This window comes from Microbacterium sp. Marseille-Q6648 (assembly GCF_943181415.1).
Classification (GTDB): domain Bacteria; phylum Actinomycetota; class Actinomycetes; order Actinomycetales; family Microbacteriaceae; genus Microbacterium.
The window spans coordinates 316,368-336,675 of the sequence record NZ_CALPBZ010000001.1; the positions used below are offsets into that span (position 1 = coordinate 316,368).

General features: G+C 70.5%; 22 protein-coding genes. 12 read left to right on the forward strand and 10 right to left on the reverse strand.

What is annotated here, in order from left to right; translation table 11 throughout:
* Genes NFR93_RS01485 through NFR93_RS01500 form a run of 4 tightly spaced genes read right to left on the reverse strand, consistent with a single transcriptional unit; the run spans position 1 to position 2,007 of the window.
* Positions 1-879, reverse strand: a complete 879-nt coding sequence (locus tag NFR93_RS01485) for an SURF1 family cytochrome oxidase biogenesis protein (protein ID WP_251449564.1) — start codon at positions 877-879, stop codon at positions 1-3.
* Positions 876-1,097 carry a hypothetical protein gene (locus NFR93_RS01490; protein ID WP_251449565.1) on the reverse strand — a complete coding sequence of 74 codons (222 nt, stop codon included), beginning with the start codon at positions 1,095-1,097 and terminating at the stop codon, positions 876-878. The genes NFR93_RS01485 and NFR93_RS01490 overlap by 4 nt, the downstream gene beginning before the upstream one ends.
* Positions 1,094-1,459 carry a DUF3099 domain-containing protein gene (locus tag NFR93_RS01495; RefSeq protein WP_251449566.1) on the reverse strand — a complete coding sequence of 122 codons (366 nt, stop codon included), beginning with the start codon at positions 1,457-1,459 and terminating at the stop codon, positions 1,094-1,096. The genes NFR93_RS01490 and NFR93_RS01495 overlap by 4 nt, the downstream gene beginning before the upstream one ends.
* A gap of 59 nt (positions 1,460-1,518) precedes the next feature.
* On the reverse strand, positions 1,519-2,007 hold the full coding sequence (locus tag NFR93_RS01500) for a DUF4190 domain-containing protein (RefSeq protein WP_251449567.1): 489 nt from the start codon (positions 2,005-2,007) through the stop codon (positions 1,519-1,521).
* Positions 2,008-2,124: 117 nt separating this feature from the next.
* On the opposite strand from NFR93_RS01500, the gene fabG reads away from it, so the two are divergent.
* The gene (gene fabG / locus NFR93_RS01505) at positions 2,125-2,835 is read left to right on the forward strand and encodes a beta-ketoacyl-ACP reductase (RefSeq protein ID WP_251449568.1); all 711 of its coding nucleotides are present in this window, start codon (positions 2,125-2,127) and stop codon (positions 2,833-2,835) included.
* Positions 2,836-2,862: 27 nt separating this feature from the next.
* On the opposite strand, the gene serB is transcribed toward fabG, so the two are convergent.
* Both serB and glgC read right to left on the reverse strand, forming a co-directional pair.
* Positions 2,863-3,504: a phosphoserine phosphatase SerB gene (serB, locus tag NFR93_RS01510; protein WP_251449569.1), complete on the reverse strand. Its 642-nt coding sequence runs from the start codon at positions 3,502-3,504 to the stop codon at positions 2,863-2,865.
* Positions 3,505-3,559: 55 nt separating this feature from the next.
* The gene (glgC, locus tag NFR93_RS01515; protein ID WP_251449570.1) at positions 3,560-4,804 is read right to left on the reverse strand and encodes a glucose-1-phosphate adenylyltransferase; all 1,245 of its coding nucleotides are present in this window, start codon (positions 4,802-4,804) and stop codon (positions 3,560-3,562) included.
* Between the two features lie 47 nt (positions 4,805-4,851).
* Here glgC and glgA point away from each other — a divergent pair, with 47 nt between their 5' ends.
* From glgA to NFR93_RS01530, 3 genes are all read left to right on the forward strand, one after another.
* Positions 4,852-6,045: a glycogen synthase gene (gene glgA / locus NFR93_RS01520; RefSeq protein ID WP_251449571.1), complete on the forward strand. Its 1,194-nt coding sequence runs from the start codon at positions 4,852-4,854 to the stop codon at positions 6,043-6,045.
* 10 nt (positions 6,046-6,055) lie between these two features.
* Entirely contained in the window at positions 6,056-6,841 is a 786-nt protein-coding gene (locus NFR93_RS01525; protein ID WP_251449572.1) for an ABC transporter ATP-binding protein, read from the forward strand.
* A 117-nt stretch (positions 6,842-6,958) separates the two neighbouring features.
* Entirely contained in the window at positions 6,959-7,210 is a 252-nt protein-coding gene (locus tag NFR93_RS01530; RefSeq protein ID WP_251449573.1) for a type B 50S ribosomal protein L31, read from the forward strand.
* A 39-nt stretch (positions 7,211-7,249) separates the two neighbouring features.
* Here the strand turns inward: NFR93_RS01530 and NFR93_RS01535 are convergent, their stop codons facing one another.
* Positions 7,250-7,987: an exonuclease domain-containing protein gene (locus NFR93_RS01535; protein ID WP_251449574.1), complete on the reverse strand. Its 738-nt coding sequence runs from the start codon at positions 7,985-7,987 to the stop codon at positions 7,250-7,252.
* An 80-nt stretch (positions 7,988-8,067) separates the two neighbouring features.
* On the opposite strand from NFR93_RS01535, the gene NFR93_RS01540 reads away from it, so the two are divergent.
* Positions 8,068-8,961, forward strand: a complete 894-nt coding sequence (locus tag NFR93_RS01540) for an alpha/beta fold hydrolase (protein ID WP_251449575.1) — start codon at positions 8,068-8,070, stop codon at positions 8,959-8,961.
* Here the strand turns inward: NFR93_RS01540 and NFR93_RS01545 are convergent.
* Positions 8,948-9,517 carry a CGNR zinc finger domain-containing protein gene (locus tag NFR93_RS01545; protein WP_251449576.1) on the reverse strand — a complete coding sequence of 190 codons (570 nt, stop codon included), beginning with the start codon at positions 9,515-9,517 and terminating at the stop codon, positions 8,948-8,950. The genes NFR93_RS01540 and NFR93_RS01545 overlap by 14 nt on opposite strands.
* 66 nt (positions 9,518-9,583) lie before the next feature.
* On the opposite strand from NFR93_RS01545, the gene NFR93_RS01550 reads away from it, so the two are divergent.
* Positions 9,584-10,585 (forward strand): EamA family transporter, encoded by a 1,002-nt coding sequence (locus NFR93_RS01550; RefSeq protein ID WP_502846243.1) that lies wholly within the window; start codon positions 9,584-9,586, stop codon positions 10,583-10,585.
* On the opposite strand, the gene NFR93_RS01555 is transcribed toward NFR93_RS01550, so the two are convergent.
* Complete coding sequence (locus tag NFR93_RS01555) at positions 10,557-11,030, reverse strand: Lrp/AsnC family transcriptional regulator (RefSeq protein WP_251449578.1); 474 nt, start codon at positions 11,028-11,030, stop codon at positions 10,557-10,559. The genes NFR93_RS01550 and NFR93_RS01555 overlap by 29 nt on opposite strands.
* Before the next feature lie 167 nt (positions 11,031-11,197).
* Between NFR93_RS01555 and pdhA the strand changes: the two genes are divergently transcribed.
* From pdhA to NFR93_RS01570, 3 genes are read left to right on the forward strand one after another with little or no spacing between them, the layout of a single operon-like run.
* Positions 11,198-12,334, forward strand: coding sequence for a pyruvate dehydrogenase (acetyl-transferring) E1 component subunit alpha (gene pdhA / locus NFR93_RS01560; protein WP_251449579.1), 1,137 nt, complete (start codon positions 11,198-11,200; stop codon positions 12,332-12,334).
* A complete protein-coding gene (locus NFR93_RS01565; protein WP_251449580.1) occupies positions 12,331-13,341 on the forward strand; it encodes an alpha-ketoacid dehydrogenase subunit beta in 1,011 nt (336 codons plus the stop codon). The genes pdhA and NFR93_RS01565 overlap by 4 nt, the downstream gene beginning before the upstream one ends.
* Positions 13,338-14,768, forward strand: a complete 1,431-nt coding sequence (locus tag NFR93_RS01570) for a dihydrolipoamide acetyltransferase family protein (protein WP_251449581.1) — start codon at positions 13,338-13,340, stop codon at positions 14,766-14,768. Before NFR93_RS01565 ends, NFR93_RS01570 begins: the two co-directional genes overlap by 4 nt.
* A 50-nt stretch (positions 14,769-14,818) precedes the next feature.
* On the opposite strand, the gene NFR93_RS01575 is transcribed toward NFR93_RS01570, so the two are convergent.
* Positions 14,819-15,406, reverse strand: coding sequence for an SACE_7040 family transcriptional regulator (locus NFR93_RS01575; protein ID WP_251449582.1), 588 nt, complete (start codon positions 15,404-15,406; stop codon positions 14,819-14,821).
* A 105-nt stretch (positions 15,407-15,511) separates the two neighbouring features.
* Between NFR93_RS01575 and NFR93_RS01580 the strand changes: the two genes are divergently transcribed.
* From NFR93_RS01580 to NFR93_RS01590, 3 genes are read left to right on the forward strand one after another with little or no spacing between them, the layout of a single operon-like run.
* Complete coding sequence (locus NFR93_RS01580; RefSeq protein WP_251449583.1) at positions 15,512-17,116, forward strand: carboxyl transferase domain-containing protein; 1,605 nt, start codon at positions 15,512-15,514, stop codon at positions 17,114-17,116.
* A gap of 5 nt (positions 17,117-17,121) precedes the next feature.
* Complete coding sequence (locus tag NFR93_RS01585; protein WP_251449584.1) at positions 17,122-19,119, forward strand: acetyl/propionyl/methylcrotonyl-CoA carboxylase subunit alpha; 1,998 nt, start codon at positions 17,122-17,124, stop codon at positions 19,117-19,119.
* 16 nt (positions 19,120-19,135) lie between these two features.
* The gene (locus NFR93_RS01590; protein ID WP_251449585.1) at positions 19,136-20,308 is read left to right on the forward strand and encodes an acyl-CoA dehydrogenase family protein; all 1,173 of its coding nucleotides are present in this window, start codon (positions 19,136-19,138) and stop codon (positions 20,306-20,308) included.

Below are 20,308 nucleotides of genomic sequence, written 5' to 3' on the forward strand. Positions count from 1 at the left end.
TCAGCGCGCGGAGGCGTCGATGAGGGCGTCCTCGTCATCCGCGTCGCGGTCGCGGCGCCGCGCGCGCGGCGCCGGCGCCGAGCCGGGTGTGCCGTCGTCCTCCGCGTCCTCCGCGTCCTCGCGTCGATGCTGACGCTCGGTGCGGATGACATAGCCGATGAAGACGAAGCCCATGACGGCGAAGAGGATCCACTGGATCGCGTACGACAAGTGGGGGCCCGGGTCCTCCGACGGCGACGCGATCGCCTGGGGACGCGTCGCGGGCGCGGGATCCTCGTCGGCCATCAGCCCGTAGGCGCTCGTCTCGAGGTCCACTCCGGCGTCGCCGATCTGCTCGGCCACCGACGGAAGGTGGATTGTCGGCACCTGCCCGTCGGGCGCCGATCGTCCGGAACGGGGGAGCGGTTCGCCCGGCTGGAGCCGGGCGACGACCGTGACCGTCCCCTCCGGCGCGGGGGGGACGTCATCGGGCAGGGGGCTCTGCTCCCCGGGCAGCACCCATCCTCGGTCGATGAGCAGCACGCGTCCGTCGTCGAGTCGGAACGGGACCAGCACCTCGAACGCGGACGTCCCGCCGTGCGGCCGGTTGCGCACCAGCAGCTGTTCCCCGGACAGGTAGCTGCCGGTGAGTTCGACCTGCCGCCACTGATCGGCGGGGTCGAGTCGCCCGCCGGCGGGGATCAGCTCGGCGAGGGGCACCGGGGCGACATCGTAGTTCGTGTCGACGAGCGCCAGCTGCGCCGACCGCTCATCGTTCCTGGCGAACTGCCAGTTCGCCAGGAACGCGCACGCGATCGCGAACACCGCCGCGAGAGAGAGGTAGATCGCCCACCGACCGGCCGTCGGGAGGTTCTGCATGCTGACCCCGCGCCGGCTCATGTCGCGGACTCCGCGTCGGGGTCCAGAGGCACGGAGGCGACGGGGAAGTTCCGGGCGGAGAGGTACTCGCTGAGGAAGGCACGGTGCTCCTCGCACGCCGTCCAGCTCTTCACACGGTCGGGGGCGTGGATGCGGGGGTTGCGCCAGTCGATGCGCCACGACGCCGGGGCGCGGCATCCGGCCCGCGAGCACACGGGCACGGCGTCGTCCACGATCATCCGCGATCGTCCGCTGGCGGGTTCTCGCTCGTCTCGCCCAGGCGGATGATGCGAGGGGCCGAGGACGGCGGCTCGACACGAGCCGGCGGAGCTGCCGGGAGCGCGCGCTCCGGGCTCTCGGGATCCGGCGAACGCACGTCCTCGCCCACGTTCGCCGTGACGACGGCGAAGTAGGGAAGCAGAACGGCGGCGGCACCCAGCACCCAGGTGTACCAGCCGTACGGGGTGATCACCACCATGAGCACGAAGCAGAGGACACGGATGCCCATCATCACGAGATAGCGCCGCGAGCGCGCGGACGCCTCGTCGCGTGGTGCACGCGGCAGAGACGTGGCCGACTGGGCCCGATTCGAACTCTTCACGGTGCTTCCAGGGTACGCCGCCGCGGGGGTGCGGTCGCCGTTCCGGAGGCACGGATCCGTCAGCTGAAGGAGGTGCTGCTGACCGTGGCCAGGAACGCCGGCAGGACCGCGAACAGGATGATGAGAGCGAGCACGCTGAACCCGACGCCCACCCAGCCGACGATGGTGCCCGCGAGCGCCATCCCCCTACCGCCCTCGCCGTTCTGCTTGATCTGCGACAGCGACATGTGGCCGGTGATGACCCCGACGACCGATCCGATGAACGGGACGAGCACGAGTCCGACGATCGAGGCGATCAGCGAGACGATCGCGAGGGTGTTGGTCTTCGGGGCCGTCCCGTAACCGCCGTACGCCGGTGCCGCGCCATAGGACCCCGCACCGTACGCGGGCGGAGAACCGTAGGCGGGGGCACTGCCGTACGGCGGGGGAGTGGGCGCCCCATAGGCAGGTGGCTGCGGAGCGGAGGGGGATGCCGGCGGCGGATAGGCTCCGCCGGCGGACGGGGACGGCGGATCGGCGGGCTGCCCGCCGGGGGTGTTCTCGCTCACGCGTGGGGCCTTTCTCGAGGTGGCACCCTCAGCGTTCCAGCGCGCGAGCCCGGGTGTCAAACGGCGCGCCGATAGGCTGGTGCGCGGTCCATCACCTACCCGGGGAGCATCATCGCCATGTCGAGCCCACGCGTCGTCCTGATCACCGGCGGAAATCGCGGCATCGGCCGCGCCATCGCCGAGCGTTTCGTGGCCGAGGGCCATCGCGTCGCGGTGACCGCGCGCTCCGGCGAGGGGCCTGCCGGCACGCTCACGGTGCGCGCGGATGTGACCGACACCGCTGCCGTCGACGCCGCCTTCCGCGAGGTGGAAGAGGCGCTCGGTCCGGTGGAGGTGGTCGTCGCCAATGCCGGCATCACCAAGGACACCCTGCTGATGCGGATGACCGAGGAGGACTTCGACAGCGTCGTCTCCACAAACCTCGGCGGCGCCTTCCGGGTGGTCAAGCGCGCCAGCAAGGGGATGCTGCGGGCGCGGTGGGGACGAGTCATCCTGATCTCCAGCGTCGTGGGGCTCTACGGGTCGGCCGGCCAGGTCAATTACGCCGCCTCGAAGAGCGGGCTCGTCGGCTTCGCCCGCTCGCTCACCCGAGAACTCGGGGGGCGGGGGATCACCGCGAACGTCGTGGCGCCGGGGTTCATCGAGACGGACATGACCGCGGCGCTCCCGGAGGACACCCAGGCGGAGTACAAGCGGAACATCCCGGCGGGGCGCTTCGCCACTCCCGACGAGGTCGCCGGTGTGGTGGCATGGCTGGCCTCGGATGACGCGGCCTACATCTCGGGCGCCGTCATCCCGGTCGACGGCGGCCTCGGGATGGGGCACTGACCCGGACGCGGATGCGCAGGACCCGGCTCAGGGCAGGAGCGGGATGACCTGTGCGAGATCGACGGGGCCGATGACGACGTCAGCGCGCTCGCGCACCGCCGGCTTGGCGTTGAAGGCGACGCCCAGCCCGGCGACGGCCATCATCTGGAGGTCGTTCGCACCGTCCCCGATGGCGAACGTGCGCGAGAGGGGAACGTCGTAGAAGTGGGCCCATTCGCGCAGCGTCGCGGCCTTGACCGCCGCGTCGACGATCGCACCGTCGACGGTGCCGGCCAGCATCCCCTCGCGCACGTCGAGGCGATTCGCGCGCCACACGTCGACGCCGAGGGCGGGGGCGATCTCATCGAGGATCTCGTGGAAGCCGCCCGACACCACCCCGACGATCCCGTCGCGCCGGTGGACCGCGTCGATGAGCTCGGCCACGCCCGGGGTGGGCTCGATGCGCGAGATGACGCGTTCGAAGCGTGAGACCGGCACGCCTGCGAGCACCGAGACCCTCGCCCGGAGGCTGGCGGCGAAATCGACCTCACCGCGCATCGCGGCCTCGGTCGCTGCGGCGACCTCTTCGCCGCGGCCGGCCTCGTCAGCGATGAGCTCGATGACCTCGTTGCGGATCAGTGTCGAATCGGCATCGAGGACGACCAGGAGACGCGCGGAGGGCGAGGGCATGCTCTCACGCTAGCGCCGCGGGAGTGCTGGTCCCGCATCGAGGAGCCGCGCGGCGTCACCGTTCGACGCGCACGCCCTTGCCCACCACCGTGATGCCGGAATCGGTCACGGTGAAGCCGTTCGCGAGATCGCGCTCACGGTCCACGCCGACGGTCGCGCCGTCGGCCAGGATCACGTTCTTGTCGAGGATCGCCCGATGGATACGGGCGCCTGCGCCCACATGCACGTGATCGAACAGCACCGAGTCCGTGATCGTCGACCCACCTCCGGCCAGGGTCCACGGGCCCACCACGCTCCGCTCCAGATGGGTGCCCGACAGCACCGATCCGAGCGAGACGACCGAGTCGATCGCGTTGCCGATCCGCCCGACGGAGTCCCGCACGAACTTCGCCGGCGGGGAGTTCACGGACTGCGAGTGGATCGGCCACTGCATGTTGTAGAGGTTGAAGATCGGCAGCGTGGAGATCAGGTCGCGGTGCGCGTCGAAGAACGAGTCGATCGTGCCGACATCGCGCCAGTAGTAGCGATCGCGGTCGGTCGAGCCCGGCACGTCGTTGTGCTTCATGTCGTACACCCCGGCTTCGCCGCGATCGACGAAGTAGGGGATGATGTCGCCGCCCATGTCGTGGTTCGACGTCGGCAGCTCGCCATCGGCCTCGACCGCTTCGATGAGCGCATCGGTGTCGAAGATGTAGTTGCCCATCGAGGCGAGCACTTCGTCAGGAGCATCGGAGAGCCCGGTGGCGTTCTGCGGCTTCTCGAGGAACTGATTGATCCGCGTCGGGTCGGAGGCGTCGACGTCGATGACGCCGAACTGGTTGGCCATCGACAGCGGCTGCCGGATTCCCGCCACGGTCGCACGCGCGCCGGAGTCGATGTGGGCCGCCAGCATCTGGCGGAAGTCCATGCGGTAGACGTGATCGGCGCCGATCACGACGACGATGTCGGGCTGCTCGTCGTTGATGAGGTTCAGCGACTGCAGGATGGCATCCGCCGACCCCGAGAACCATCGCTTGCCCAGGCGCTGCTGGGCCGGCACCGATGCGACGTACGAATCCAGCAGCGCCGACATCCGCCACGTCTGCGAGATGTGGCGGTCGAGGCTGTGCGACTTGTACTGGGTGAGCACGACGATCTGTCTCAGCCCCGAGTTGATCAGGTTCGAGATGGCGAAGTCGATCAGGCGGTACTGGCCGCCGAACGGGACGGCGGGCTTGGCTCGGTCCGCCGTGAGCGGCATGAGACGTTTGCCCTCGCCGCCGGCGAGGATGATTCCGAAGACCTTCGGCGCTGCAGGCATGGGTCCACACTAGGACGCGATCGGCGCTGTGTACTAGCGTTCCCCACATGCGCGTCGACATCATTTCCAAGGAGTATCCTCCGGAGGTCTACGGCGGGGCCGGTGTGCACGTCGCCGAGCTCGTCAAGGCATTGCGCGGCGGGCTGGAGGTCCGGGTGCGCGCGTTCGGCGCCCCCCGGGACGAGGACGGCACGACCGCCTACGGGGTCCCCGTCGAGCTGTCCGGCGCCAACGGTGCCATCCAGACGCTCGGCACGGACCTCGCGATCGTGTCGGACGTCGCCGGAGCCGATGTCGTCCACAGTCACACCTGGTACGCCAATTTCGCCGGTCACCTCGCATCACTGCTGCACGGCATCCCGCATGTCGTCACCGCGCACAGCCTGGAACCGCTGCGCCCCTGGAAGGCGGAGCAGCTCGGCGGGGGGTACGCCGTCTCGAGCTACATCGAGAAGGCGGCATACGAGGGAGCGGCCGCCGTCGTGGCCGTCAGCGAGGGCATGCGCGACGACATCCTGCGCAGCTACCCGGCGCTGGACCCGGCCAAGGTGCGGGTCATCTACAACGGCATCGACACCGACGCGTGGGCACCGGTGGAGGACCCGGGACTGCTCGCCGAGATGGGGATCGATCCGACCCGTCCGTCGGTCGTCTTCGTCGGGCGGATCACCCGGCAGAAGGGTCTGCCCTACCTCCTGCGCGCCGCCGAGCGCCTGCCCGCCGACGTGCAGCTCATCCTGTGCGCCGGAGCCCCCGACACCCCGCAGATCATGGCCGAGGTCGAGGAGCTCGTCCGCGGCCTCCAGCAGACCCGCGAGGGTGTCGTCTGGATCGACCGCCTGCTGCCGAGGCGCGAGCTGTGCGCCGTGCTCACCGCCGCCACCACCTTCGTCTGCCCCTCGGTGTACGAGCCGCTCGGCATCGTCAACCTCGAGGCGATGGCGTGCGGTGCCGCCGTGGTCGGCACCGGCACGGGAGGCATCCCGGAGGTCGTCGTCGACGGCGTCACCGGCCGCATCGTGCCCATCGACCAGGTGCAGGACGGTACCGGAACCCCCATCGACCCCGAACGCTTCGTCGGGGATCTGGCTCGCGTGCTGACCGAGGTGGTGAGCGACCCCGAGCGGGCGCGCGCGTACGGCGAGGCGGGCCGACGGCGCGCCGCTGAGGATTTCAGCTGGGAGCGGATCGCCGAACAGACCGCCGCGCTCTACACGGAGGTCGCCGCTGTCGGCCGATAGGGTAGACGGCATGCCGCAGGTGCTCGAGTTCTCCGACGTCGTCGTCCGCAGAAACGCCCGGGACATCGTCGATCACCTGCAGTGGTCGGTCGCCGACGATCAGAGGTGGGTGATCCTCGGACCCAACGGGGCCGGGAAGACCACGCTGCTGCAGCTGGCTGCGACACTCATCCACCCCACGTCGGGTCAGGTCGACGTCCTCGGCGAGCGGCTCGGTCGCACCGACGTGTTCGAACTCCGTCCCCGCATCGGATTCGCATCGTCGGCGATGGCCCGGCGGGTGCCGCCGGAGGAGACCGTGCTGAACGTGGTGCTGACGGCCGCGTTCTCGGTGCTGGGACGATGGAACGAGGCGTACGAGGACATCGACGAGCGCCGCGCGCTGCGTGTGCTCGCGGAGTGGAGGCTGGACCACCTCGCGGACCGCACCTTCGGCACCCTCAGCGACGGCGAGCAGAAGCGGGTGCAGATCGCGCGCGCCGTCATGACCGACCCCGAGATCCTGCTGCTGGACGAGCCCACGGCGAGCCTCGACCTCGGCGCCCGTGAGGAACTGCTCACGCTGCTCAGCGGCTATGCGAAGGCCCCGACGACTCCCGCCATGATCATGGTCACCCACCACGTCGAGGAGATCCCCGTCGGGTTCACCCACGTCCTGCTTCTCAACGCGGGACGGGCTGTGGCGGCCGGACCGATCGCCCAGACGCTGACAGCCGAGGCCCTCACCGATACCTTCGGCCAGCCGATCGTCCTCACCGAGGACGGCGGCAGGTACGCCGCCCGCGCCGCCCACTGACGCGGCTCGGATTCCTCCAGCCGGCCGCGGGCTGGTAATATGGCCCCTTGGTGCGCTCGCACCCCAGACTTTGACCGCCCTGGCAAAATCCAGGGCACCACTTTCAAAGGACTTCCCATGAAGACTGACATCCACCCCGAGTACCAGGCCGTCGTGTTCCGCGACCTCGGCTCCGGCGACACCTTCCTCACCCGCTCGACGGTCACCAGCAACAAGACGATCGAGCTCGACGGTGTCGAGTACCCGGTGATCGACGTCGAGATCTCCTCCGCCTCGCACCCGTTCTACACGGGCAAGCAGCGCATCCTCGACTCGGCCGGTCGTGTCGAGAAGTTCAACCAGCGCTTCAAGAACTTCGGCTCCAAGTAAGCAGCCGCACGAAGGGCCCCGCCTCGGCGGGGCCCTTCGTCATGCGCCCCGCACGGGCCACGTGCCGTCGATGCTGTCGTCGGCGTCGATGCGCCCGATGCGTACGAAGTACTCCGTCAGGCTCGCCGCCTGAGCACGCGCCCACCCGATCTGCCGGGTGTGCAGCTCTTCGGCGGTCGCGGGCAGCCACGCCGCATAGCGAGCCGCGATCGCCTGCGCGACCCGGCCCGCGGCGACCGCGTCCGCCGCCGCCTCGTGCGCATCATCCAATCGCACGTCGTAGTGTGCCGCCACGACGCCCAGCGTGCGCTTGCCCCGGCGATAGCGGTCGTAGGCCTTGTCGACGACGAGCGGGTCGATGACCGGTGACGGCGCCGTCAGCGGCGGCACGCCGTGGCGGGCGGCCTCATGGGCGAGCAGGGAGAAGTCGAAGGCCGCGTTGTAGGCGACCACCGGGATGCCGGCCTCCAGGAGACCGCGCAGCGCCGCGACGACCTCGGTCACGACCGCGAGGGCCGGTCGTCCGCGCGTGCGCGCGTCGGCGGTGGTGATGCCGTGGATCGCCGCGGCCGCGTCGGGGATCTCCACGCCCGGGTCCGCGATCCAGTCCCGCGCGCTCATGACGGCTCCGGTCGCGTCGAGCATGCCCACGTGCGCCGTGACGATGCGGTCGGCGGTGACGTCGATGCCCGTGGTCTCGAGATCGAAAACCCCCACCACGTCCAGCCAGGCGGGGGACTCGAACATCGACAGCGGAGGAGACTGCCACACGTGCATGCTGAACACGGTAGGTGCGCCCGCGGACATCGCTCGGGTGCCGCTCCGATGTCGCGCGATCGCCCCGATAGGATCGCCTGATGCCGCCTGAGAATCCCTACGGTGCGCTGCTGCGCGAGATTCCGGTGCAGCGCGGCGAAGCCGATGTGCTCGGCGGCCGCACCGCGTACTGGACGTACGGACCCCCGGATGCCGAGGTCACCGTGCTCGCTGTCCACGGCTTCCGCGGCGAGCACCACGGGCTCGAGCCGGTCGTGGCGTATCTTCCCGGCATCCGCGTCGTCATGCCCGACCTGCCCGGCTTCGGCGAGACGCCCCCGCTGCCCGCGCGCACCCACGACCTCGACGCCTATGCCGAGTGGCTCACCGCCTTCGCCGCGGCGACCGCCCCCGGCGCGGTGGTGCTCGGCCATTCCTTCGGCTCGATCGTCGCCGCCGCCGCCGTGGCCGGTGGGCTCCCGACACCGGCCGTCATCCTCGTGAACCCGATCGGGGCACCCGCCCTGGAAGGACCGCGTGGGGTGATGACCCGGCTCGCCATCGCCTACTACACGGTGGCCGCGCGGCTCCCCGCGCGCGCCGGCGACGCGCTGCTGCGCAACCCCGCGATCGTCCGCGTCATGAGCGCGACGATGGCCAAGACGCGCGATCGACGACTCCGCGCTTTCGTCCACGACCAGCACGACACCTACTTCTCGCGATTCGCCGATCGTGACGTCCTCCACGACGCCTTCGTGACCTCGGTGTCTCACGACGTCCGGGAGTTCGCGCCCGCCGTCGACGTGCCGACGCTCCTGGTGGCCGCGCAGAAGGACGACATCACGCCGATCGAGAAGGCGCGGGAGCTGCGCACGCTCTTCCCGGACGCCCGCCTGGTGGAGATCCCCGCCGTCGGTCACCTCATCCACTACGAGACTCCGCGCGCCGCCGCCTCGGCGATCCGGGAGTTCCTCGCGGACGTCACGACGAGGTGAGGCCTTCGCGTGCCCGTCGACGTCGATAGGCGTTGACGTTCATGCGATTGCCGCAGTTGCCGGTGTCGCAGTATCGCTTCGACCGGTTCTTCGAATAGTCGATGTAGACGCTCAGGCAGTCGTCGGCCGCGCACACGCGGACGCGGTCGTATTCGTCCGAGCGGATGACGTCGACGAAGGCCATCGCCGCCTCGACCATGACGCGGGTGGCGAGCGGTGCGTCCTCGGAAGTGGCGTGGATGTGCCAGTCGTACTCGTCGTGGATGACGAGCTGGGGAAGTGCCTCACCGTCTCGCAGCATGTCATTGACCAGGGGCACCGCGCCGTCGCGGTCCACGAACCACAGGCCACGCAGTCGCGTGCGGATCTCGCGCAGGGAGCGCCTCTCGTCCTCGTCATGCGAGATGCGCCCGGAGTACGGGTGCGCGCGAAGGTAGCGTGCGAGGTCCTCCGCGGTGTCGAGGCGGTCCACGCCCGCGGTGTCTGTCGTCGGAAGAGTGTTCACGAGGTCGACAGCGGCCGCGAGCGCGTCGCGGGTGTCACGAATGAAAACCATGTTGACTCCTGACAGTCCCTCGGGATACTGTCACCAGTGTAAGTACATATGACTCATGACAGGCGGATGGAAGTGGCTGCTCGACCCACGACGGGATCGTCCGCGGGCCTCGTCGTCGGGCGGGCTCATACCTCCGGTCTGATCCTCGCCGTCGTCTCTGCCCTCGCATTCTCGTCGAGCGGACCCCTTGTGAAGCCGCTGCTCGAGGCGGGATGGTCGCTCGGCGCCGCGCTGACGGCGCGCATGGGTATCGCCGGTCTCATCCTCGCTCCGGCGCTCGTGCGAGCACTTCGCCGCGAGCGGGGATTCCTCCGCCGGCACGGCCCCCTCATCGCCGGGTTCGGGCTCACCGGCGTGCTCGGCTGTCAGCTGTTCTACTTCTCGGCCATGCAGCGGATGCCGGTGGCCATCGCCCTGCTCATCCAGTACCTCGCGCCCGTGCTCCTTGTCGGCTTCATGTGGCTGCGCACCCGTCGGCGGCCCTCGGCGCTCGTGCTCGGGGGATCGCTCATCGCTGTCGCCGGGCTCGTCCTCGTCGTGGACGTCGCCGGCGCCCGCTTCGACCTGTGGGGGACGCTCCTCGCCCTCGGTGCCGCCGTGTGCGCCGCCGTCTACTTCGTCATCTCTGCGCGGGCGGTCGACGACTTGTCGCCGATCGCGCTGGCGGCGGGCGGTCTGCTGTTCGGTGCGGCCATCATCGTTCTTCTGGGCGTGACCGGCATCCTGCCCTTCCACGCGCCCGCCGTGTCGGTCGTCGTCGGCGGCTTCTCCCTGCCGTGGATCGTGCCCGTGCTGTGGGTAGCGTTCGCGTCCACGGCGGTCGGCTACGCCCTCGGTGTCATCGCCGTGCCGCGCATCGGGTCGAGGCTGGCGTCCTTCATCGGACTGGCGGAAGTGCTGTTCGCTCTGGCGTTCGCCTGGCTGCTGCTGGGAGAGACGCCCGGACCCGTGCAGTTCGCCGGCGGCGCGCTGATCCTGCTGGGTGTCGTCGCGGTGCGATGGGATGCCGGAATCGCGCGACGATCGCTGCCTGCGGTCGCTACTGCTCCCGCCGTGCCAGCTCCATGAGCGGGACCACGCGATAGGGGATGACCTCGCCCATCACCAGAGACGTCTCGGTGCGCTCCACGCCCTCGATCGCAAGGATGCGCGCATCCGTGTCGAACAGGTGCTGGGTGTCGCGACACGCCACCCGCACCAGCAGGTCGACCTGCCCGCTGAGGCCGTGGGCCTGCACGATCTCCGGCACTCGGAGGAGCTCTTCTGTGATGCGCGGCAGCTCGGCCTGACGCACGATGACGCTGATGAACGCCTCGATCGGGAACCCCAGCGCCGACGACGAGATCGCCCGCTCGTAGGACAGGAACACACCCGAGCGGTCCAACCGCGCCATGCGCGCCTGCACCGTGTTGCGGGACAGGCCCAGACGCTCGGCCAAAGCGACGACCGTGGCACGCGGGTCGTCCGCCAGAGCGGCCAGCAGCTCGAGGTCGACGTGGTCCAGTGCGCTCATAGTGCGAAACGATAGCACGCTGTGCGACCCTTCTGTTGGGCAACATGCTCAAGCATCTGCCGGATGCTTGAGCCACATGCGTCGCGGACGTATTCTCGGCCTTGTCGGCGACGACGCCGGCATTCCACCCCGGGCCTACTCACGAGGCAGGCTCCGGACGAGGGAGGATGACGATGGCGCACACCCTGACACCGACAGCCGATCCGGCGACCGACATCGACGACGTCGCGCGGCTGGTGAGCCCGGACGGCGCGCGGGTCGCCGACCCCGACCTCGACCGCTGGATCGCCGACGTGGGCGTCGAGACGATCCGCGGTCTGTACCGCGACATGGCCCTGGTGCGGCGCATCGATGCCGAAGGAGTCGCGCTCCAGCGTCAAGGGCAGCTCGGGCTGTGGGCGCCGTGCCGCGGTCAGGAGGCCGTCCAGGTGGGCACGGCCCGCGCCCTGCGCGCCGACGACTTCGCGTTCCCGAGCTACCGCGAGATCGGCGTCAACCACGTTCGCGGTGCCAAGCCGGCGGATTTCGTCCTGGCGTGGCGCGGCGAGTCGCATTCGACGTACGACCCCTACGAGATCAACACCGCGACGCCTCAGATCATCATCGGCGCGCAGTCGCTGCACGCGGTCGGCTACGCGATGGGCATCCAGCGCGACGGCACCGACCAGGTCGCCGCCGCCTACTTCGGCGACGGCGCCTCAAGTCAGGGCGATGTGAACGAGGCCATGGTCTTCGCCTCGTCCTTCCGGGCTCCCGTGGTCTTCGTGTGCACCAACAACCAGTGGGCGATCTCGGAGCCGGTGACCGTGCAGGCGAAGTTCCCCATCGCGGGTCGCGCTCCCGGATTCGGCATCCCCAGCCTGCGCGTCGACGGCAATGACGTTCTGGCCTGTCTCGCCGCGATGCGATGGGCGGTGCAGAATGCGCGCGCCGGCGGCGGCCCCGCCTTCATCGAAGCGGTGACGTACCGGATGGGCCCGCACACCACTTCGGACGACCCCACGCGCTATCGCGACAAGGAAGAGGTCGAGCGCTGGGCCGCTCGCGATCCGCTTGCGCGCATCGAGGCGCTGCTGCGCGCGCAGGACGCCTTCGACGAGGAGTTCTCGCGAAGCGTGGCCGCTGAGGCGGACGACCTCGCCGCCGAGGTGCGTGCTGCGGCGATCGGGGCGAAGACCCTCCCGCCGCTCAGCGTCCTCGACCACGTCTACGCCGAGCCCCACTCGGGGCTCGAGGAGCAGCGCCGCTGGTTCGGCGCATATCTCGACGGGTTCGCCGACGACGAGGACGGGAGCGGGCGATGACGCAGCTGACGATGGCGAAGGCCATCAACGAGGGTCTGCACCGGGCCATGGCCGATGACCCGAAGGTGCTCGTCATGGGCGAGGACATCGGCAAGCTCGGCGGCGTCTTCCGCATCACCGACGGACTGCTCGACGAGTTCGGCGCCCAGCGCGTGATCGACACACCCCTGGCCGAGTCCGGCATCATGGGCACCGCGGTCGGGCTGGCCTTCCGCGGCTACCGCCCGGTGGTGGAGATCCAGTTCGACGGCTTCGTCTACCCCGCCTTCGACCAGATCGTGTGCCAGGTGGCCAAGCTGCACTACCGCACGCGCGGCAACGTGCGGATGCCCATCACCATCCGCATCCCGTGGGCGGGGGGAGTCGGGGCGGCGGAGCACCACTCGGAATCGCCCGAGGCCTACTTCGTGCACACCGCAGGGCTTCGCGTCGTGGCGGTGTCGAACCCCCAGGACGCCTACGTATGCCTGCGTCAGGCGATCGCCTCGGACGATCCCGTGGTGTTCTTCGAGCCCAAGCGCCTGTACCACGCCAAGGGGGAGGTTGATCTCTCGGTCGATCTCGCGGATGCCGCGCCGATGGGACTGGCACGCGTGGCGCGGCAGGGTTCCGACGTCACGATCCTCACCTACGGCGCGCAGGTGGGCACGGCACTGGATGCCGCCGCCGCAGCCGAGGACGACGGGATCTCGATCGAGGTCATCGACCTCCGCTCGATCTCGCCGGTGGACTACCGCACGGTCGCGGCGTCGGTGCGCAAGACCGGGCGCGTCGTGGTCACCCACGAGGCGGCCCGCGAGGCGGGGGTCGCCGCCGAACTCGTCGCGAGCGTCACCGAGCGCTGCTTCAACTACCTCGAATCGGCGCCGGCGCGGGTCACCGGTCACGACATCCCCTACCCGCCCGCCAAGCTCGAGAAGCACCACCTGCCCGACCTCGACCGCATCCTCGACGCCGTCGATCGCGTGCTGGACCGACCGAACAGCCTGACGGGGGTGGAGCTGTGATCGAAGACTTCCGCCTACCGGATCTCGGGGAGGGACTGCCGGAGGCCGAACTGGTCCAGTGGCTCGTGGCCGAGGGCGACACCGTCACGCTCAACCAGACGATCGCCGAGGTCGAGACCGCCAAGGCCGTCGTCGAGCTGCCGTCGCCTCACGCCGGTGTCATCACCAAACTGCACGCGGCGGCCGGAGACGTGGTCGAGGTCGGCTCGGTGCTCATCTCGTTCGACCTGGGAGGTGACTCCTCACCGTCCGGATCGCCCGCTTCCGAGACCGCGGCCGCGACCGCAGGTGACGCCGATCAGCCGGCCGAGTCGCCGCAGGCCGCGGCATCCGCCGACGCAGCGTCCGCCGACGACGAGAAAGCACAGCCCAATCTCGTCGGCTACGGGGCCGCGCCGCGCGCGGCCGCACGACCGCGTCGTCGAGCGCGAGTCGCGGCGCCGGGCAGCGCCACGACCGACACCGCCGTGCTCGAAGCGGCCCCGCACGACGCGGTCCACGCTCCGGACCTCGACGACGCGCTCGTGGAACGGCCGCGCTCGACCCCTCCCGTTCGGGCGCTGGCCAAGCAGCTGGGCGTCGACATCGCACTGATCGAGCCGACCGGCGCCGAGGGTCTCGTCACGCGCGCCGACGTCGAGGCATACGCCCATCGCGTGGAGGCCCTGCCGCCCGCGTCGGCAACCGCACGCGCGGAGCAGCAGCCCGAGGACGGATCCCCGGACGCGCGGGTCGTGCGCACCCCGATCCGGGGTGTGCGCAAGCACACCGCGGAGGCGATGGTGCGCAGCGCCTTCACGGCTCCCCACGTCACCACCTTCCTCACCGTCGATGTCACCGCGACCTCGGAGCTGATCGCCTCGCTCCGCTCGGATCGGTCGCTGGTGGACCATCGGATCGGCATCCTCGCGGTCGCGGCCAAGGCGGTGTGCGTCGCCCTGGCTCGGACGCCGGAGCTCAACTCGAGCTGGGACGAGCGCGCGAACGAGATCGTGCAGTACCGGTACGTCAACCTCGGGATCGCCGCAGCCACCCCTCGCGGGCTCGTCGTGCCGAACATCCGGGACGCCCACGAGATGGGACTGGTCGAACTGTCCGACGCGATCCGCGAGCTCGCCCAGACGGCACGCGCGGGTCGGACCGCTCCGGCCGACATGTCCGGCGGGACCTTCTCGATCACCAACGTCGGCGTCTTCGGCGTCGACGCGGGCACGCCGATCCTGAACCCCGGCGAGGCGGGCATCCTCGCGCTGGGAGCCGTCCGGCGCCAACCCTGGGAGCACCGCGGCGAGATCGCGCTGCGCGATGTGATGACGCTCGCACTGTCGTTCGACCACCGCCTGGTCGACGGCGAACAGGGTTCGCGCTTCCTCGCCCACGTGGGGGAGATCCTGCGCGAACCCGGCCGGGCGATGCTGCACTGCTGAGAGGCGCGACGGTCAGCACACGATGAGGGCGGGTCCGAGCGGGACCGCCCTCATCGTGCGAGGGCGGCGAGCGCCATCGATTCGAGGATGGCCCGCGCGTCGTCGCCTCCCGCGCGCCCGCGCGCGGTGCGAGGGGTGGAGTTCATCAGGCCGAAGCACGCATGGGCCCGGACCCGCAGGTCGTCCGCGTCGCGGTGCGGATGCAGATCGGCCAGCACCTCGATCCAGTTCTCCACGTACTCGCGCTGCAGCCGGCGCACGGTGCGGAGATCCTCGTCTCTCAGGCTCGCCAGGTCTCTGTCCTGCACGCGGATGACATCGGGGTCCGCGAGGGCGAAATCGACGTGGAACTCGATGAGCGCACGCAGTCTCGAGGTCGGGTCGCCGTCGATCGAGCTGACCTGTCGTCCGCCGTCGCGCAGGCGCTCGCTGACCCCGACCAGCAGTGCCCCCAGCAGGGCCTGCTTGTTGGCGAAGTGGCGGTACAGCGCCGGTCCGGACACCCCGACCGCCGAGCCGAGATCCTCCAGGCTCACCCCGCTGAACCCGCGTTCGGCGAACAGTCGCGACGCCTCGCGGAGGATCGCCGCGTACCGGCCCGCTTTGGCCCGCTCGCGGTCGGTCGCACCTCTTGTCATTTCAGTTAACCCTCGCTAACCTGGATGATCAGTTAGTGAACACTAACCAGTTCGATCGCGGCGGGACAACCGCCGTGATCCGATCGTGACGTCGATGGAGATGACATGAGCGTGCTGCCGACCGCCGTGGTCCGCGACGACGCGTTCACCCGCACCGCGGAGGCCCAGTCGCACCTGGCCGCCGACCTGCGCGAGAGGCTCGAGCGCGCCGCCCAGGGCGGACCGGCCGCATCTCGGGACCGCCACGTCGCCCGCGGCAAACTGCTCCCGCGTGAGCGGGTGGACCGACTGCTGGACGAGGGGAGCCCGTTCCTCGAGGTCGCGCCCCTCGCCGCGGACGGCCTCTACGACGGCGAGGCTCCCGCGGCGGGTGTCATCGCCGGCATCGGCCTGATCCACGGTCGCCATGTGCTCGTCGTGTGCAACGATGCCACCGTCAAGGGCGGCACCTACTTCCCGATGACCGTCAAGAAGCACCTGCGCGCGCAGGAGATCGCGCGGGAGAACCGTCTGCCCTGCATCTATCTCGTCGACTCCGGGGGGGCTTTCCTGCCCATGCAGGACGAGGTCTTCCCCGACCGAGAGCACTTCGGGCGCATCTTCTTCAATCAGGCGCGGCTCTCGGCTGACGGCATCCCGCAGATCGCGGCCGTGATGGGCTCGTGCACCGCCGGCGGCGCGTACGTGCCGGCGATGAGCGACGAGACCGTCATCGTCCGCGGTCAGGGCACGATCTTCCTGGGCGGGCCGCCGCTGGTGAAGGCCGCGATCGGCGAGGTCGTCACCGCCGAGGAGCTCGGCGGGGGAGAGCTGCACGCCCGCCGCTCCGGGGTCGTCGACCACCTGGCCGACGACGACGAGCACGCCCTCGAGATCGTGCGCGACATCGTCGCGACGCTCCCGGCCCCCGAGCCGCCGGCGTGGGCGGTCGCCCCGCCGACGGACCCGCTGGTCGACCCTGCGGATCTCTACGGCGTGGTCCCCGTCGACGTCAACGTGCCGTACGACGTGCGCGAGGTCATCGCCCGCCTGGTCGATGGGAGCGATCTCCATGAGTTCAAGCGGGAGTACGGCGACACCCTCGTCACCGGCTTCGCCCGCATCCACGGTCACCCGGTCGGCATCGTGGCCAACAACGGCGTGCTCTTCGCCGAGTCGGCGCAGAAGGGCGCCCACTTCATCGAGCTGTGCGACCAGCGGGGCATCCCGCTGCTGTTCCTGCAGAACATCTCCGGGTTCATGGTGGGCAGGGATGCCGAGGCGGGCGGCATCGCCAAGGACGGCGCGAAGATGGTGACCGCCGTCGCGACCACCCGCGTGCCCAAGCTCACGGTCGTCATCGGGGGATCGTTCGGGGCCGGCAATTACTCCATGTGCGGGCGCGCGTACTCGCCCCGCTTCCTGTGGACCTGGCCCGGGAGCCGCATCTCGGTGATGGGCGGGGCGCAGGCCGCATCGGTGCTGTCGACGGTGAAGCGCGACCAGCTCGCCGCGCGCGGCGAAGACTGGGCCGTCGCCGACCAGGCGGAATTCGAAGCCCCGGTGAAAGCCCGCTTCGAGGAACAGGGGAACCCCTACTACGCCACCGCGCGGCTGTGGGACGACGGCGTGATCGACCCCGCAGAGACACGTGACGTCCTGGGGCTCGCGCTCGATGTCATCTCGCGAGCACCGCTGCCCGAACCGCGCTTCGGCGTCTTCCGGATGTGATCGCCGTGCCCGACCCGCTCTTCTCCACCGTCCTCGTCGCCAACCGCGGGGAGATCGCCTGCCGCGTCATCAGGACCCTCCGGCGATTGGGCATCCGCTCGGTCGCCGTCTACAGCGACGCCGACGCCGGTGCACCCCACGTGGCGGAAGCCGATCGAGCGGTGCGGATCGGTCCCGCGCCGGCAGCGAAGTCCTACCTCGACATGGACGCCGTGCTCGCGGCGGCGCGGGAGACCGGGGCGGAGGCGGTCCACCCCGGCTACGGCTTCCTGTCCGAGAACGCCGAGTTCGCCCGGCGGTGCGCCGAGGACGGGATCGTCTTCGTGGGTCCGTCCGAACGGGCGCTCACGATCATGGGCGACAAGATCCGGGCCAAGGAGCACGTCGCCGCGCACGGCGTCCCGACGGTCCCCGGCTTCAGCGCCGCGGGCCTCACGGACGACGAGATCCGCGACGCCGCGGACGCCGCGGGGTTCCCGCTCCTGGTGAAGCCCTCCGCGGGCGGCGGCGGGAAGGGGATGCAGGTCGTCGCCTCCGCGGGCGAACTCGGTCCCGCGATCGATACGGCGCGCCGGGTGGCGCGCGCATCGTTCGGCGACGACACGCTCCTGCTGGAGCGTCTCATCGAGCGGCCCCGCCACATCGAGGTCCAGGTGCTCGCCGACGAGCACGGGCGGATCGTCCACCTCGGCGAGCGCGAGTGCACCCTGCAGCGGCGCCACCAGAAGGTCATCGAAGAAGCGCCGTCCCCGGTCGTCTCGGCCGCGACGCGCGAGCGCCTCGGCGCCGCCGCGTGCGCCGCCGCCGCGAGCGTCGATTACCTTGGCGCCGGAACGGTGGAGTTCCTCGTGTCGGGATCCGACCCCGACACGTTCTTCTTCATCGAGATGAACACCCGTCTCCAGGTGGAGCACCCCGTCACCGAGATGGTCACCGGCGTCGACATCGTCGAGCAGCAGCTGCGCGCGGCCGCCGGGCTGCCGCTGACCCTCGCGGCGTCCGGCGTCGCATTCCGAGGGCATGCTGTCGAAGCCCGCGTGTACGCCGAATCGCCCACGCGCGCATTCCTCCCCGCGAGCGGGCCGGTGCTGCGGTGGGATCCGCCGGCGGGTGACGGGGTCCGGGTGGATTCCGGTGTCGTCACCGGCTTCCGCGTCACCGGAGACTACGACCCCATGATCGCCAAGGTGATCGCGTGGGGCGCCGACCGGACGCAGGCGCTGGACCGCCTGGACGACGCGCTGACACGGACCGTCGTCCTCGGCGTCGACACGAACATCGGCGCGCTCCGCGAGCTGCTCGCCGACCCCGCCGTCCGTGCGGGTGATCTCGACACCGGCCTGATCGATCGGATGCCGGAGCACCGGCATCCGCAGCCCGACGCCGTCGCGCTCTCGACGGCGGCCCGAACCCTCCGCGACCTGTCGCCGACCGGTCCGGCCGACCCGGCCCCGAAGGTGGGGTCGGCATGGTCGAGCGTGCCGGCGGGCTGGCGGCCCGGCCGTCCCGCGCGCCCGCGGCGCTGCCTGCTGGAGGATGACGCCGGCGTCGTGCACGTCGTCCCCGTGACGGACGGCGAGGGCGAAGCCCCGGCCGCGGTCGACGACGACGGCGCCGTCTGGGTCCACGCCGCGGGCGCCGCCCACCGCCTGCGCCCGATCGACCGGCGGACGGACTTCGCCCGACGGCATCGGGAGCGCACCCGGCCGGCCGGTGCGGCGGACCCCGACGTGCGGGCTCCGATGCCCGGCGCGATCGTGGCGGTGCACGTCGCCCCCGGCGCGCACGTGCAGGCGGGCGAACGCCTGGTCACCATCGAGGCGATGAAGATGGAGCACCCTGTGGTCGCCCCTCATGACGGCATCGTCGAGCTCGCGCCCGCCTCCGTGGCCGGCGCCCAGGTATCTCGCGACCAGACCCTCGCCCACGTCCTGCCCGCCGCCCACGACGCGGCCGCCGCACCCGAAGACCGCGCGGATCCGCCGCGCACCGACCCCTCCTGACACCCCGAGGAGCACCATGGAACGCCAGAGCCTCTCCGCCTACGACCTCGACGACACCGAGCGCGAACTCGCGCAGATGGTCCGTGCGTTCGCCGACGAGGTCGTCGCCCCCGTCAGCTACGAAGCCGACCGCACCAAGACGCTGCCGCTGGACGTCGTCCGCCAGATGGGCGAGCTCGGCCTGTTCGGTCTGCCGTTTCCCGAGGAGGTCGGCGGACAGGGCGGCGACTACTTCGCCCTCTGCCTCGCGATCGAGGCATTGGGGCGCGTGGACCAGTCGATCGCCATCACGCTCGAAGCCGGCGTGAGCCTCGGCGCGATGCCCGTCTTCCGGTTCGGCACCGACGACCAGAAAGCGACCCTCCTCCCGGATCTGCTGGAGGGCAGGGCCCTCGCCGGCTTCGGGCTGACCGAGCCCGAAGCGGGGTCGGATGCCGGAGCCACCCGCACGACGGCCCGCCGCGACGGCGAGGACTGGGTGGTCAACGGTTCGAAGCAGTTCATCACCAACTCGGGCACCGACATCACCCGTTTCGTCACCGTCACGGCCGTCACGGGCGAGACCGCCGAAGGGCGCAAGGAGATCTCGACCATCATTGTGCCGAGCGGCACCCCCGGATTCACGGTGGGTCCCGCCTACGACAAGGTCGGGTGGCATGCGTCCGACACGCATCCCCTGTCCTTCTCGGACGCGCGTGTTCCCGCCGCGAACCTGCTCGGCGAGCGCGGGCGGGGCTTCGCGAACTTCCTGCACATCCTCGACGAGGGACGCATCGCGATCGCGGCCCTCGCGACCGGCGCGGCCGAAGGGTGCCTCGAAGCCGCGTTGGACTACGCCGCGACCCGTTCCGTCTTCGGGTCGCCGCTGTCCAGCCGGCAGAGCATCCAGTTCATGATCGCCCGCATGCGGATGCGCGTGCACACCGCGCGCCTGGCCTGGCACCACGCCGCCCGGCTGCGGGACGCCGGCCGCCCCTACAAAGAAGCGGCGGCGATCGCCAAGCTGACCGCCAGCGACGCGGCGATGGACAACGCCCGCGACGCCACGCAGATCTTCGGCGGCAACGGCTTCATGAACGAGTACCCGGTCGCCCGCCACTACCGCGACTCGAAGATCCTCGAGATCGGCGAGGGAACCAGCGAGGTGCAGCTGCTGGTCATCTCGCGGGCGCTGGGCATGGAGGGGTAG

Coding starts and splice junctions, on each gene's coding strand:
- NFR93_RS01540 (WP_251449575.1), top strand. CDS start 8,068: ATGCCGCCTGAGAATCCCTACGGTGCGCTGCTGCGCGAGATTCCGGTG.
- NFR93_RS01535 (WP_251449574.1), bottom strand. CDS start 7,987: ATGCACGTGTGGCAGTCTCCTCCGCTGTCGATGTTCGAGTCCCCCGCC.
- fabG (WP_251449568.1), top strand. CDS start 2,125: ATGTCGAGCCCACGCGTCGTCCTGATCACCGGCGGAAATCGCGGCATC.
- glgC (WP_251449570.1), bottom strand. CDS start 4,804: ATGCCTGCAGCGCCGAAGGTCTTCGGAATCATCCTCGCCGGCGGCGAG.
- NFR93_RS01550 (WP_502846243.1), top strand. CDS start 9,584: ATGGAAGTGGCTGCTCGACCCACGACGGGATCGTCCGCGGGCCTCGTC.
- NFR93_RS01545 (WP_251449576.1), bottom strand. CDS start 9,517: ATGGTTTTCATTCGTGACACCCGCGACGCGCTCGCGGCCGCTGTCGAC.
- NFR93_RS01485 (WP_251449564.1), bottom strand. CDS start 879: ATGAGCCGGCGCGGGGTCAGCATGCAGAACCTCCCGACGGCCGGTCGG.
- NFR93_RS01575 (WP_251449582.1), bottom strand. CDS start 15,406: ATGACAAGAGGTGCGACCGACCGCGAGCGGGCCAAAGCGGGCCGGTAC.
- NFR93_RS01565 (WP_251449580.1), top strand. CDS start 12,331: ATGACGCAGCTGACGATGGCGAAGGCCATCAACGAGGGTCTGCACCGG.
- glgA (WP_251449571.1), top strand. CDS start 4,852: ATGCGCGTCGACATCATTTCCAAGGAGTATCCTCCGGAGGTCTACGGC.
- pdhA (WP_251449579.1), top strand. CDS start 11,198: ATGACGATGGCGCACACCCTGACACCGACAGCCGATCCGGCGACCGAC.
- NFR93_RS01580 (WP_251449583.1), top strand. CDS start 15,512: ATGAGCGTGCTGCCGACCGCCGTGGTCCGCGACGACGCGTTCACCCGC.
- NFR93_RS01555 (WP_251449578.1), bottom strand. CDS start 11,030: ATGAGCGCACTGGACCACGTCGACCTCGAGCTGCTGGCCGCTCTGGCG.
- NFR93_RS01490 (WP_251449565.1), bottom strand. CDS start 1,097: ATGATCGTGGACGACGCCGTGCCCGTGTGCTCGCGGGCCGGATGCCGC.
- NFR93_RS01525 (WP_251449572.1), top strand. CDS start 6,056: ATGCCGCAGGTGCTCGAGTTCTCCGACGTCGTCGTCCGCAGAAACGCC.
- serB (WP_251449569.1), bottom strand. CDS start 3,504: ATGCCCTCGCCCTCCGCGCGTCTCCTGGTCGTCCTCGATGCCGATTCG.
- NFR93_RS01530 (WP_251449573.1), top strand. CDS start 6,959: ATGAAGACTGACATCCACCCCGAGTACCAGGCCGTCGTGTTCCGCGAC.
- NFR93_RS01590 (WP_251449585.1), top strand. CDS start 19,136: ATGGAACGCCAGAGCCTCTCCGCCTACGACCTCGACGACACCGAGCGC.